Consider the following 13,229-nt stretch of genomic DNA (forward strand, 5'->3'; position numbering starts at 1 on the left):
ACATGAACCTCTCGTTCGATTTTTCCTTCTACAACTGGGATCTCATCTCCAACTTCATTCTGAAGGGCTTGTATTTCAGCGTGATGTTGACCGTGGTCGCCACCCTGGGCGGCATCTTCTTCGGCACGCTGCTGGCGATGATGCGGCTGTCGGGCCGCAAGTGGCTGGTGATGCCGGCCACTATCTATGTGGACGGCATGCGCAGCATTCCGCTGGTGATGGTGATCCTGTGGTTCTTCCTGCTGGTACCGATGATCATCGGCCGGCCCATCGGCGCCGAGATGTCGGCGGTCATCACCTTCATCGCCTTCGAGGCGACCTACTTCTCAGAGATCATGCGCGCCGGCATCCAGTCCGTGCCGCGCGGGCAGATGTCCGCAGGCCAGGCGCTGGGCATGACCTACGGCCAGAACATGCGCCTGATCGTGCTGCCGCAGGCTTTCCGCAACATGCTGCCGGTATTGCTGACGCAGACCATCATCCTGTTCCAGGATACCTCGCTGGTCTATGCCATCGGCGCCTACGACATGCTCAAGGGCTTCGAGGTGGCGGGCAAGAACTACGGCCGGCCGATCGAAGCCTTCGTCGCCGCTGCAGTCGTGTATTTCGTGATCTGCTATACGCTGTCGCATCTGGTGAAGCGGCTGCACAAGAGGATCGCCATCATCCATTGAGCGGACCGTGCAACAAAAGGCTGTCGCGTCGATTGCGAAGCTGCATGAGGATTTATTCATGATCGAACTCAAGAACGTCTCCAAGTGGTATGGCAGCTTCCAGGTGCTCGACGATTGCTCGACCCATATCGAAAAGGGCGAAGTCGTCGTCGTCTGCGGGCCTTCGGGTTCGGGCAAATCCACGCTGATCAAGACCATCAATGCACTGGAGCCCATCCAGAAAGGCGAGATCTGGGTCAATGGCACGCCGGTGCATGACCCCAAGACCAACCTGCCCAAGCTGCGCAGCAAGGTCGGCATGGTGTTCCAGCATTTCGAGCTGTTCCCCCATCTGACGGTGACGCAGAACCTGACCATCGCCCAGGTCAAGGTGCTCGGGCGCAGCCAGGACGAGGCCAGGAAGCGCGGCCTGAAGATGCTCGACCGCGTCGGCCTGATGGCGCACAAGGACAAGTTCCCGGGCCAGTTGTCGGGCGGCCAGCAGCAGCGGGTGGCGATCGCCCGCGCATTGTCGATGGACCCGATCGTGATGCTGTTCGACGAACCCACTTCGGCGCTCGACCCCGAGATGGTCGGCGAGGTGCTGGACGTGATGGTCAGCCTCGCCAACGAGGGCATGACCATGATGTGCGTGACCCACGAGATGGGCTTTGCCCGCAAGGTGGCGAGCCGCGTCATCTTCATGGATGTCGGCGGCAAGATCCTGGAGGACTGCACGAAGGACGACTTCTTCGGCAATCCCGACGCCCGCCAGTCGCGCACCAAGGATTTCCTGGGCAAGATCCTGCAGCACTGAGCCTGCCGCAGCCGCACAACGAAACGTGGCCTCACGCTCTCCTGCCGCGTGAGGTCGCTGCCCCCCAGGAAGGCGGTCCGGCGATGAAAAACCCGGCTCGCGAGGCCGGGTTTTTCGTTTGTTGTGGCGGGAGGGTCAGACGACCGCGACCGGGATCTTGCCGATCTTCGCCTGCCATTCCTTCGGGCCGGTGTTATGCACGCTGGTGCCGTTGGCATCCACCGCGACCGTCACCGGCATGTCCTGCACGGTGAACTCGTAGATCGCTTCCATGCCGAGATCGGCGAAGCCGACGACCTTCGCTTCCTTGATCGCCTTCGACACCAGGTAGGCCGAGCCGCCGACCGCCATCAGGTAGGCGGACTTGTTGTCCTTGATCGCCTCGATCGCGACCGGGCCGCGCTCGGACTTGCCGATCATCGAGATGAGGCCGGTCTTTTCCAACATCATGCGGGTGAACTTGTCCATGCGGGTGGCGGTGGTGGGACCGGCGGGGCCGACGACTTCGTTGCGCACCGGGTCGACCGGGCCGACGTAGTAGATGACGCGGTTGGTGAAGTCGACCGGCAGCTTCTCGCCCTTTTCGAGCATGTCGGCGATGCGCTTGTGCGCGGCGTCGCGGCCGGTGAGCATCTTGCCGTTGAGCAGCAGGATCTGGCCCGGCTTCCAGGAGGCGACTTCTTCCTTGGTCAGGGTGTCGAGATTGACACGGGTGGCGACGTTGGTGTCGGCGGTCCAGGTGACCTGCGGCCAGTCTTCCAGCTTCGGCGTCTCCAGCTTTGCCGGGCCGGAGCCGTCGAGGTGGAAGTGGACGTGGCGGGTCGCCGCACAGTTCGGGATCATTGCCACCGGCAGCGAGGCGGCGTGCGTCGGATAGTCCATGATCTTGACGTCGAGCACGGTGGTCAGGCCGCCCAGGCCCTGGGCGCCGATGCCCAGCGCGTTGACCTTGTCCATCAGCTCGAGGCGCAGTTCCTCGACGCGCGTGAGCGGGGCGCCGGAAGCGGCTTTTTCGCGCAGTTCGTGGATGTCGACCGGCTCCATCAGCGATTCCTTGGCCAGCAGCATCGCCTTTTCCGGCGTGCCGCCGATGCCGATGCCGAGGATGCCCGGCGGACACCAGCCGGCGCCCATGGTCGGCACGGTCTTGATCACCCAGTCGACGATCGAGTCGGACGGGTTCAGCATCACCATCTTCGACTTGTTCTCCGAGCCACCGCCCTTGGCCGCACAGATGATCTCGACGTGATCGCCGGGGACGATCTCGTAATGCACCACTGCCGGCGTGTTGTCCTTGCTGTTCTGGCGCTTGCCGGCGGGGTCGAGCAGCACCGAGGCGCGCAGCTTGTTGTCGGGGTGGTTGTAGGCGCGGCGCACGCCTTCGTTGATCATTTCCTGCACGCTCAGCTTCGAATCCCATTGCACGTTCATGCCCACTTTCATGAACACGACGGCGATGCCGGTATCCTGGCAGATCGGGCGGTGGCCTTCGGCGCACATGCGCGAGTTGGTCAGGATCTGCGCGATGGCGTCCTTCGCCGCCGGGCTTTGTTCGCGTTCGTAGGCTTCGCCAAGCGCCTTGATGTAGTCGAGCGGGTGGTAGTAGCTGATGTACTGGAACGCATCCGCAATCGACTGAATGAGGTCTTCTTCGCGAATAATCGTCATGGCGCTTGGTCTCCGGGATGGCGTGGGGGCAGAATGCCGAAATTGGATCGGACTTCGATCAATCGGCGAATTTTAGCATCGCCGTGCGCCGGCCATGTCGTCGATGCAGGGCAGGGGCTTGTGTAAGTCCTGTGTAAGATACATATTCTTAAATGTGTCGAATTCGGCGGTAGCCGGCGGGAGCGTGGCTGCCGCAACCATTTCAAGGCCGGAACCAACCGGTCGACGACCCGCAAGGGGTCAGCTTCAACCATTTGATCAGTTGAGGAGAGGTGAGCATGTCCAATGAGCAGCAAGTCCGCATTTACAACCCCTCGGAAGAGATGGTGAAAAACGCTGCGGTATCCGGCATGGACGGGTACCGTGCGTTGTGCAAGGAAGCAGAAGACGACTACGAAGGTTTCTGGGCGCGCCACGCCAAGGAACTGCTCGACTGGAAAGTGCCCTTCACCCAGGTGCTCGACGAAAGCGACGCCCCCTTCTTCAAATGGTTCGCCGACGGCAAGCTGAACGTCTCCTACAACTGTCTCGACCGCAACGTCGAAAACGGCCTGGGCGACAAGGTCGCGCTGATCTTCGAAGCCGACAGTGGCGACGTCACCAAGGTCACCTACAAGGATCTGCTGGCCCGCGTCGGCAAGTTCGCCAACGCGCTGCGCGGCATGGGTGTCAAGAAGGGCGATCGTGTCGTCATCTACATGCCGATGTCGATCGAAGGCGTCGTCGCGATGCAGGCCTGCGCCCGCATCGGCGCCACCCATTCGATCGTCTTCGGCGGCTTCTCTGCCCAGGCGTTGCGCGACCGCATCGAGGATGCCGGCGCCGTGGCGCTGATCACCTCCGACGGCCAGCACCGCGGCGGCAAGGCGCTGCCGCTGAAGCCGATCGCCGACGAGGCGCTGTCGCTGGGCGGCTGCGACACGATCAAGAACGTCATCGTGGTCAAGCGCACCGGTGGCGACTGCAACATCGTCGCCGGCCGCGATACCTGGTTCCACGACGCCTGCGAAGGCCAGTCCGAAGTCTGCGAACCGGAATGGGTCGAAGCCGAGCACCCGCTGTTCATCCTCTACACTTCGGGTTCCACCGGCAAGCCGAAGGGCGTGCAGCACTCGACGGGCGGCTACCTGTTGCAGGCCGTGATGTCGATGAAGTACAGCTTCGACATCAAGCCGGAAGACATCTTCTGGTGCACCGCCGACATCGGCTGGGTCACCGGCCACACCTACATCGCCTACGGCCCGCTTGCCTGCGGCGCGACCGAGATCGTCTTCGAAGGCGTGCCGACCTATCCGGACGCCGGCCGTTTCTGGAAGATGATCCAGGACCACAAGGTCACCGTCTTCTACACCGCGCCGACCGCGATCCGCTCGCTGATCAAGGCCGCCGACAACAACCCGGTGGTGCATCCGACCAAGTACGACCTGTCCAGCCTGCGTCTGCTCGGCTCGGTCGGCGAGCCGATCAACCCGGCGGCCTGGCAGTGGTACTACGACAACGTCGGCGGCGGCCGCTGCCCGATCGTCGATACCTTCTGGCAGACCGAAACCGGTGCGCACGTGATCACGCCGATGCCGGGCGCGACGCCGATGGTGCCGGGTTCGTGCACATTGCCCTTCCCGGGCATCCAGGCCGCGGTGGTCGATGAGACCGGCACCGAAGTGCCGTGGGGCCAGGGCGGCATCCTGGTGATCAAGCGTCCGTGGCCGTCGATGATCCGTACCATCTGGGGCGATCCGGAGCGCTTCAAGAAGTCCTACTACCCGGACGACTTCAAGGGCAAGCTCTACCTGGCCGGCGACGGCGCCATCCGTGACGCCGAGACGGGCTACTTCACCATCACCGGCCGTATCGACGACGTGCTGAACGTGTCCGGCCACCGCATGGGCACGATGGAAATCGAATCGGCGCTGGTCGCGCACGAGAAGGTCGCCGAAGCGGCCGTGGTCGGCCGTCCGGACGACGTCACCGGCGAGGCGATCGTGGCCTTCGTGGTGCTGAAGGGGCCGCGCCCGACCGGCGAAGAGGCCGCCGCGGTGATCAAGGAGCTGCAGACCTGGGTGGGCCACGAGATCGGGCCGATCGCCAAGCCGAAGGACATCCGCTTCGGCGAGAACCTGCCGAAGACGCGCTCGGGCAAGATCATGCGCCGCCTGCTGCGCCAGCTGGCCAAGGGCGAAGACGTCACCCAGGACACCTCGACGCTCGAGAACCCGCAGATCCTCGAGCAGCTCAAGGGCTGAGGCAGTTCGGCCGAGCCGGGCCGCAAGAGCCCGGCCGGCACAGGAACAAGGGAAGGTCCGGCCATGAAGCCGGGCGGGGGAGAGGGGGCGGCGTGCTCGATGCCGCCGCCCGTACGTGCGATGCGCCCAACCTGCCGCAAGAGCGGGGGGCGCATTCGTTTTTTGCCGGAGCGGTCATCATGGGAGGGGCATGATGCGCAAGGGACTTGCCGGGCAACGGCTGGTCGCGATGTTCATCGCGGGCGTCCTGCTGCTCAATTTTCCGTTGCTGTCGCTGTTCGACCGGCCCGTGACCTTGTTCGGGCTGCCGCTGCTGCATGTGTACCTGTTCACGGTCTGGGGCGGACTGATCGCCGCCGTGGGCTGGATCGTCGAGCGCGGCGCGCGCTGAGGGCAGGCGGATGCTTCCGGGCTGGCTCATCATCGGCGCTTCGTTCGCCTATCTGCTGACGCTTTTCGCGGTGGCCTATTTCGGCGACCGCCGCGCCGACCAGGGGCGCTCGGTCATCGACAACGCCTGGACTTACGGCCTGTCGCTGGCCGTCTACTGTACCGCCTGGACCTATTTCGGCAGCGTCGGCCGCGCCGCTTCGGGCGGCATCTGGTTCCTGCCGACCTATCTCGGCCCCACGCTGGGCATGGCGCTCGGCTGGCTGGTGGTGCTGAAGATGATCCGCATCTCGCGCAGCCACCGGATCACCTCGATCGCCGACTTCATCGCTTCGCGCTACGGCAAGAGCCACATGCTGGGCGGGCTCGTCACCATCATCGCCGTGGTCGGCATCCTTCCCTACGTCGCGCTGCAGCTCAAGGCCATTTCCAGCGCCTATGCCTTGCTGGTGGAGGATGCCGGCAGCCCGCTGCCGCTCGGCGCGAACACCGACTGGTGGCTGGACAGCACGCTCTACATCGCCCTGACGCTGGCAGCCTTCACCGTGCTGTTCGGCACCCGCCATCTCGATGCCACCGAGCGGCACGAAGGCATGGTCGCCGCGATCGCCTTCGAGTCGGTGGTCAAGCTGCTCGCCTTCCTTGCCGTCGGCGTCTATGTCACCTACTGGCTGTACGACGGCTTCACCGACCTGTACGCGCGGGCGCGCGAGCACTCCGGGCTCGCCAGTCTGCTGATCTTCGACAGCACCGGCAAGATCGGCTACGGCGGCTGGTTCGCGCACGTGCTGCTGGCGATGCTGGCGGGCATCTTCCTGCCGCGCCAGTTTCAGATCGCGGTGGTGGAGAACGTCAATGAGCAGCACCTGCGGCGCGCGACCTGGCTGTTTCCGGCCTATCTGCTGGCGATCAACATCTTCGTGATCCCGATCGCGCTCGGCGGCCTGCTGCATTTTGGCCAGGGCACGGTCGATCCGGACACTTTCGTGCTGACGCTGCCGCTGGCGCACGACAATGCCGCGCTGGCTCTGTTCGTGTTCATCGGCGGCCTGTCGGCGGCCACCGGCATGGTCATCGTTGAAGCCATCGCGCTGTCGACGATGGTGTGCAACGACCTGGTGATGCCGATCTTGCTGCGCAGCCGCCGGCTGGGGCTGTCGGCGCAGCGCGACCTGACCCGGCTGCTGCTCGGCATCCGCCGCGGCGCGATCGTCGGCGTGCTGCTGCTCGGCTACCTGTACTTCCGCCTCGCCGGCGAAGCTTATGCGCTGGTCAGCATCGGCCTGATCAGCTTCGCCGCCGTCGCCCAGTTCGCGCCGGCGATGCTGGGCGGCATGTACTGGCGCAACGGCACGCGCGACGGCGCCTTCGCCGGCCTGCTCGCCGGTTTCCTGGTGTGGGCCTACACCTTGCTGCTGCCGTCCTTCGCCAAGTCCGGCTGGCTGGATCCGGCCTTCCTCGACGACGGGCTGTTCGGCCTGGCCTGGCTGCGGCCGGAGCAGTTGTTCGGCCTTGCCGGGCTCGACAACATCAGCCATGCGCTGTTCTGGAGCCTGTTCGCCAACATCGGCTGCTATGTGTTCGTGTCGCTGCTGCGCGTCCCGACCACCGCCGAGGCGGGGCAGGGCGCGTTGTTTGTCAATGTCTTCCGCCGCGGCGACAGCCCGCCGGCAGGTTTCTGGCGCGGCCGCGCGGAAGTCGCCGACCTGATTCCGCTGGTCGCCCGCTTCCTGGGGCAGCGCCGCACCGAGGAGGCTTTCCATGCCTATGCGCGCAGCCGCGGCGTGGACGGCATGGACAAGCTGAAGGCCGATTCCGACCTGGTCAATTTCGCCGAATCGCTGCTGGCCGGCGCGATCGGCAGCGCCTCGGCCCGCGTCATGGTGTCGACCGTGGTGCAGGAGGAGCCGCTCGGCCTGGGCGAGGTGATGGACATCCTCGACGAGGCCTCGCAGGTCAGGGCCTACTCGCACCAGCTCGAAGAAAAGTCGCGCGAGCTCGAAGCGGCCACGGCAGAACTGCGCGCGGCCAACGACAAGCTGAAGGAACTCGACCGGCTGAAGGACGACTTCATGTCTTCGGTCACGCACGAGCTGCGCACGCCGCTGACCTCGATCCGGGCGCTGTCCGAGATGATGCTCGACGACCCGGACATCGACGTCGACGACCGCCAGCGCTTCCTCGGCATCATCGTGTCCGAGACGGTACGCCTGACGCGCCTGGTCAACCAGGTGCTCGATCTGGCCAAGATCGAAGCCGGCCATGCGGAGTGGCACAACACCGACATCGACATGCGCGAACTGGTGACGCATGCCATCGAGGCGACACGGCAGCTGTTCCGGGATCGCGATGCCGAGATCGGGCTCGAGCTGCCCGACGCGGTGCCGATGCTGCGTGCCGATCACGACCGCCTGTTGCAGGTGATGCTCAACCTGCTGTCGAATGCGGCCAAGTTCGTGCCGGCGCAGGGTGGGCGCGTCGATGTGCGGTTGACTGCCGACGAGGGCCGGATCAGGGTCGATGTGCGTGACAACGGGCCGGGCATCGCGCCCGAACTCGAAGCGGTGATCTTCCAGAAGTTCAGGCAGGGTGGGGACGAGCGCTCGCGCCCGCAGGGCACCGGGCTGGGCTTGCCGATCAGTCGCCAGATCGTCGAGCATTTCGGCGGCCGCTTGTGGCTGGAGTCGATACCCGGAGACGGCGCGACTTTCTCGTTCGAGCTTCCCTTGCCGCCTGCCGCGGACGGCGAATGACATAGAATGGCGCAGGAGGGAGGAGAAGAGCATGACCAAGAAGATCCTGATCGCAGACGACGAACAAAACATCGTCATATCGCTGGAATTCCTCATGAAGCGCGAGGGTTTCGAGGTGCTGGTGGCGAACGATGGAGAAGAGGCGGCACGGCGGATCCGCAGCGAGCATCCGGACCTCGTCCTGCTGGACGTGATGATGCCGAAGAAGAGCGGTTTCGAGGTCTGTCAGGAAATCAAGGCCGATCCGGCCATGGCGGCGGTCCGCATCCTGATGCTGACCGCCAAGGGGCGCGACACCGAGGTGGCGAAAGGGCTGGCGCTCGGCGCCGATGCCTACATGACCAAGCCGTTCTCGACCAAGGAGCTGGTGGAGAAGGTCCGCAGTCTGCTGGGAGGCTGAACGATGATGTCGGCCCGCACGCGCTTTGCCCTCGCGGTCGTCGTTCTCGGCCTGTTGATGACCGGCCCGTTCGTTCTCACTGCCCTGATCGTCTGGCTCGAGACGCATGACGAAGGCCGGCAGCAGTTGACCGAGGTCCTGCTGCCCCATCTCGGTATCGGCACGATGCTGACCATCGTGGGTTTTGCCGCCGGCGTCGGCGTGCTGCGCATCCTGTTTCGCCAGTACGTGCAAGGCCTGCTGCGGATGGCGGAGAACCTGCGCCTGATGCTCGGCGCCAACCGCGGTTTCCGCGTTCAGCCCGAAGGGCCGCCCGAAGTGCGGATGCTGGCGAGCGCGGCGAACGAGCTGGCAAGCCAGCGCGACGAGATCCTTGCCGACGTCGAGGCGCAGATCGCCCGGGCCAAGGATTCGGTCGAGCAGGAGAAGAACCGCCTCGCCGCGCTGATGTCCGAGCTGACCCAGAGCGTGGTGGTGTGCAACCTGGACGGCCGCATCCTGCTCTACAACAACCGCGCGCGCATGCAGTTCCGTGCCCTGTCCGACGCGCCGGGCGTGGCCGGCGGCGGCGAGCTGATCGGCCTCGGCCGTTCGATCTACGCGGTGTTCGAGCGCAACCTGATCGCCCATGCGCTCGAAACCATCCAGCAGCGCCTCAGGCGCGGTGCCGCCCAGCCGCAGGCCAACTTCGTCACCACCACGCGTGCCGGGCAGTTGCTGCGGGTGCAGATGGCGCCGGTGCTGTCGGTGGCGAAGCCGCAAGGGGAAGGCGCAGCCGGGGAGGAGGCCGAACGCACGCAGACCGGCTTCATCCTGATGCTCGACAACATCACCCGCAACTTCGAGACCGAGTCGCGCCGCGACCAGATGCTGCACAACCTGACCGAAGGCAACCGCGCCGCGCTGGCGAACGTGCGGGCGGCGGCGGAAATGCTCGAGTACGGCGACCTGCCCGACGACATGCGCGACCGCTTCCGCCGCGTGATCCGCGACGAGGTGCAAGGCATGAGCCAGCGTCTCAACGAGACCGCCGAGGCCTTCGCCGATTCGCTGAAGGCGCGCTGGCCGCTGGAGGAAATGCTCGGCGCCGACCTGGTCGCGGCCGTCCAGCGCCGCATCGAGCAGCGCATCGAGTTGCGCACCAAGCTCGAGGAGATCGATGAAAACCTGTGGGTGAAGGTCGATAGCTTCTCGCTGATCCAGGCCCTGACCTATCTGGCGAGCCGCCTGTCCGACGAGTTCGAGGTACGCGAAGTGCGCTTCCGCCTCACCGCGGCCGGGCGCCTCGTGCACCTCGACCTGATCTGGTCGGGCCAGGCGATGAGCACCGAGACGGTGATGAGCTGGGAGCTCGAGCCGATGCGGATCGAGGACGAAAGCAGCCCGCTGACGGTGCGCGACGTCATCGATCGCCACGACGGCGAAATGTGGCTGGAGCGCGAGAAAGTCCGCCACCGCGCCTTCTTCCGCGTGCTGCTGCCCGCCGCCGTGCCGCAGGAGCAGGCCGAGGCCGAGCTGTTCCTGCGCGGCGAGAGCCGGCCGGAATACTACGATTTCGACCTTTTCGCCTGGTCGGAGAAATCGCACGGGATCGAGGACCGTCCGCTGACCGAGCTGGTGTTCACGGTATTCGATACCGAAACCACCGGGCTCAACCCTTCGCAGGGCGACGAGATCATCCAGATCGGCGCCACCCGCATCCTCAACGGCAAGCTGCTGCGCAACGAATCCTTCGAGCAGCTGATCGACCCGCGCAGGCCGCTTGCGGCGGCGTCGGCGGAGATCCACGGCATCACCGAGGAGATGCTGAAGGGACAGCCCGCGATCGACACGGTATTGCCGGCTTTCCATGCCTTTGCCGCCGATACCGTGCTGATCGCCCACAATGCCGCTTTCGACATGCGCTTCCTGCAGCTCAAGGAAGAAGCGACCGGCTTGCGCTTCGACCAGCCGGTGCTCGATACTCTGCTGCTGTCGGCGGTGGTGCATCCGAACCAGGAGTCGCACCGCCTGGAGGCGATCGCCGAGCGGCTCGGCCTGACGATCGTCGGCCGGCATACCGCGCTCGGCGACGCCATCGTCACCGCCGAGGTGTTCCTGAAACTCGTTCCGCTGCTGGCGGACAAGGGCATCCGGACCCTGCGCGAGGCGCGCGAAGCCGCGGAGCAGACCTACTACGCACGGATCAAGTATTGATGCATCGCACCCCAGCCGGCGCCTTCGGGCGGGATAGACCGTGAGCGCCCAATCCGCTTTCACCAGCCGGCTCAAGCGTTACTACGCCTGGTACACAGGCATCTTCCTGCTGTTCGTCGTCGGGCTCGCCATCGGCGAATACCTGGGCCTGCCGCAAGGCGTGATCGGCCACACCTTCCTGTTCGTCACTATCGCGATCTACGCCGGCATCGGCGTCATGAGCCGGACCTCGAACGTGTCGGAGTACTACGTCGCCGGCCGGCGCGTTCCCGCGCTGTTCAACGGCATGGCCACCGCGGCCGACTGGATGAGCGCGGCATCCTTCATCGGCCTGGCGGGCACGCTGTACTTCTCCGGCTTCGAAGGGCTGGCCTTCGTCACCGGCTGGACCGGCGGCTTCGTGCTGGTGGCGCTGCTGATCGCGCCCTATCTGCGCAAGTTCGGCCAATACACCATTCCGGACTTTCTCGGCGAGCGCTATCAGGGCAACGTCGCGCGCGTGGTCGGGCTGGTGGCGACGGTGCTCGCCAGTTTCGTGTACCTGGTGGCGCAGATCTACGGCGTGGGCCTGGTGACCAGCCGCTTCATCAGCATCGAGTTCGAGATCGGCCTGTTCATCGGCCTCGCCGGCATTCTGCTGTGCTCCTTCCTGGGCGGCATGCGGGCGGTGACCTGGACCCAGGTCGCACAGTACGTGATCCTGGTCATCGCCTACTTGGTGCCGGTGGTGATCCTGTCGTACAAGCTCACCGACGTGCCGATTCCGCAGGCGGTCTATGGCGCGGTGCTGCAGCAGATCAGCGCGCGCGAGGAAGTCTTGTTCGACGCCCCCGACGAAGTCGAGGTGCGCGGGCTGTACCGCCAGCGCGCCGAAAGCTATGCCGACCGGATGGCGCGGCTGCCGGAGTCGCTCGAGCTCGAGCGCCGCGCCATGATTGAACGTCTCAATGCGCTGCGCCTGGGCAATGCCTCGGCACGCGAGATCGCGCTGGCCGAACGTGCGCTGCGCGATTTGCCGCGCACGCCCGGTGACGCGAAACTGGTATGGGAGAAGGCGCGTGCCGAAGCACTCGAACGAGCCCGGCCGCCGCCGCGCCATGCCGAGGCCCATCCCGGCGAAACGCCGGAGGAGTCCCGCATCGCGCGCAACAACTTCCTCGCGCTGATGTTCGTGCTGATGCTCGGCACTGCGGGCCTGCCCCACATCCTGATGCGCTACTACACCACGCCGGGTGTGGTCGATGCGCGCAAGTCGGTGCTGTGGTCGATGTTCTTCATCTTCGTGCTCTACGTCACCGCGCCGGCCTATGCAGTGTTCGCCAAGTGGGAGGTCTATCACAACCTCGTCGGCTCCAGCCTCGACATCCTGCCCGACTGGGTGATGTCTTGGGGCAAGGTCGGGCTGGTGAAGATCGAGGACCTGAACGGCGACGGCATCCTGCAGCTTGCCGAGCTGAGCCTGAACACCGACGTCATCGTGCTCGCCACGCCGGAGATCGCCGGCTTGCCCTACGTGGTGTCCGGGCTGGTGGCGGCGGGCGGCTTGGCGGCGGCGCTGTCCACCGCCGACGGGCTGCTGCTGACGATTTCCAACGCCTTTTCGCACGACCTGTATTACAAGGTGCTGCGGCCGACGGCCTCGGCCCATCGGCGCCTGGTGATCTCCAAGTCGCAGTTGCTGGTGGTCGCCGTGGTGGCGGCCTGGGTCGCCTCGCTGCGGCCGGACAACATCCTGTTCACGGTCGGGCTGGCGTTCTCGATCGGCGCTTCGGCGCTGTTTCCGGCGCTGGTGCTGGGCATCTTCTGGAAACGGGCCAACCGGCCCGGCGCGGTCGCCGGCATGCTGGTCGGGCTGACGGTCACGGTGTTCTACATGGTGCGCACGCACGGCTTCTTCGGCGGTTCGATGGACAATGCCTGGTTTGGCATCAGTTCGATTTCGGCCGGGGTGTTCGGCGTGCCGTTGGGTTTCCTGACCATCGTCGTCGTCAGCCTGCTGACCAGGCCGCCACCGCAGGAAATCCAGGACCTCGTGGATTATGTGCGCTATCCGCAACTGCCGTCGGACGTGCACAGGCCGAATTGAGCCGATAGCATCCCACTTGAAGC

Annotated in this window: 9 protein-coding genes; 8 read left to right on the forward strand and 1 reads right to left on the reverse strand. The window is 65.2% G+C overall.

What is annotated here, in order from left to right; genetic code table 11:
* The first annotated feature begins 2 nt into the window (after window positions 1–2).
* Complete coding sequence (locus ACNQFN_RS10390; RefSeq protein WP_418648741.1) at window positions 3–674, forward strand: amino acid ABC transporter permease; 672 nt, start codon at window positions 3–5, stop codon at window positions 672–674.
* A gap of 58 nt (window positions 675–732) precedes the next feature.
* Window positions 733–1,470, forward strand: coding sequence for an amino acid ABC transporter ATP-binding protein (locus ACNQFN_RS10395; RefSeq protein WP_068635481.1), 738 nt, complete (start codon window positions 733–735; stop codon window positions 1,468–1,470).
* Between the two features lie 135 nt (window positions 1,471–1,605).
* Here ACNQFN_RS10395 and ACNQFN_RS10400 read toward each other — a convergent pair whose 3' ends face one another.
* Window positions 1,606–3,138 carry a fumarate hydratase gene (locus tag ACNQFN_RS10400; RefSeq protein ID WP_418648742.1) on the reverse strand — a complete coding sequence of 511 codons (1,533 nt, stop codon included), beginning with the start codon at window positions 3,136–3,138 and terminating at the stop codon, window positions 1,606–1,608.
* 278 nt (window positions 3,139–3,416) lie between these two features.
* Here ACNQFN_RS10400 and acs point away from each other — a divergent pair, with 278 nt between their 5' ends.
* The 6 genes from acs to ACNQFN_RS10430 all read left to right on the forward strand — a co-directional run bounded on the left by acs (window position 3,417) and on the right by ACNQFN_RS10430 (window position 13,206).
* Window positions 3,417–5,381: an acetate--CoA ligase gene (acs, locus tag ACNQFN_RS10405; RefSeq protein WP_418648743.1), complete on the forward strand. Its 1,965-nt coding sequence runs from the start codon at window positions 3,417–3,419 to the stop codon at window positions 5,379–5,381.
* A gap of 193 nt (window positions 5,382–5,574) precedes the next feature.
* Window positions 5,575–5,772: a hypothetical protein gene (locus ACNQFN_RS10410; protein ID WP_418648912.1), complete on the forward strand. Its 198-nt coding sequence runs from the start codon at window positions 5,575–5,577 to the stop codon at window positions 5,770–5,772.
* Window positions 5,773–5,782: 10 nt separating this feature from the next.
* On the forward strand, window positions 5,783–8,524 hold the full coding sequence (locus ACNQFN_RS10415) for an ATP-binding protein (protein WP_418648744.1): 2,742 nt from the start codon (window positions 5,783–5,785) through the stop codon (window positions 8,522–8,524).
* A 31-nt stretch (window positions 8,525–8,555) separates the two neighbouring features.
* Window positions 8,556–8,924, forward strand: a complete 369-nt coding sequence (locus ACNQFN_RS10420) for a response regulator transcription factor (protein ID WP_418648745.1) — start codon at window positions 8,556–8,558, stop codon at window positions 8,922–8,924.
* A gap of 6 nt (window positions 8,925–8,930) precedes the next feature.
* On the forward strand, window positions 8,931–11,120 hold the full coding sequence (locus ACNQFN_RS10425) for a PolC-type DNA polymerase III (protein WP_418648913.1): 2,190 nt from the start codon (window positions 8,931–8,933) through the stop codon (window positions 11,118–11,120).
* A gap of 40 nt (window positions 11,121–11,160) precedes the next feature.
* On the forward strand, window positions 11,161–13,206 hold the full coding sequence (locus tag ACNQFN_RS10430) for a VC_2705 family sodium/solute symporter (protein ID WP_418648746.1): 2,046 nt from the start codon (window positions 11,161–11,163) through the stop codon (window positions 13,204–13,206).
* Window positions 13,207–13,229: the final 23 nt, after the last annotated feature.

The organism is Thauera butanivorans (assembly GCF_048398245.1).
GTDB classification, from domain to species: Bacteria; Pseudomonadota; Gammaproteobacteria; order Burkholderiales; family Rhodocyclaceae; genus Thauera; species Thauera butanivorans.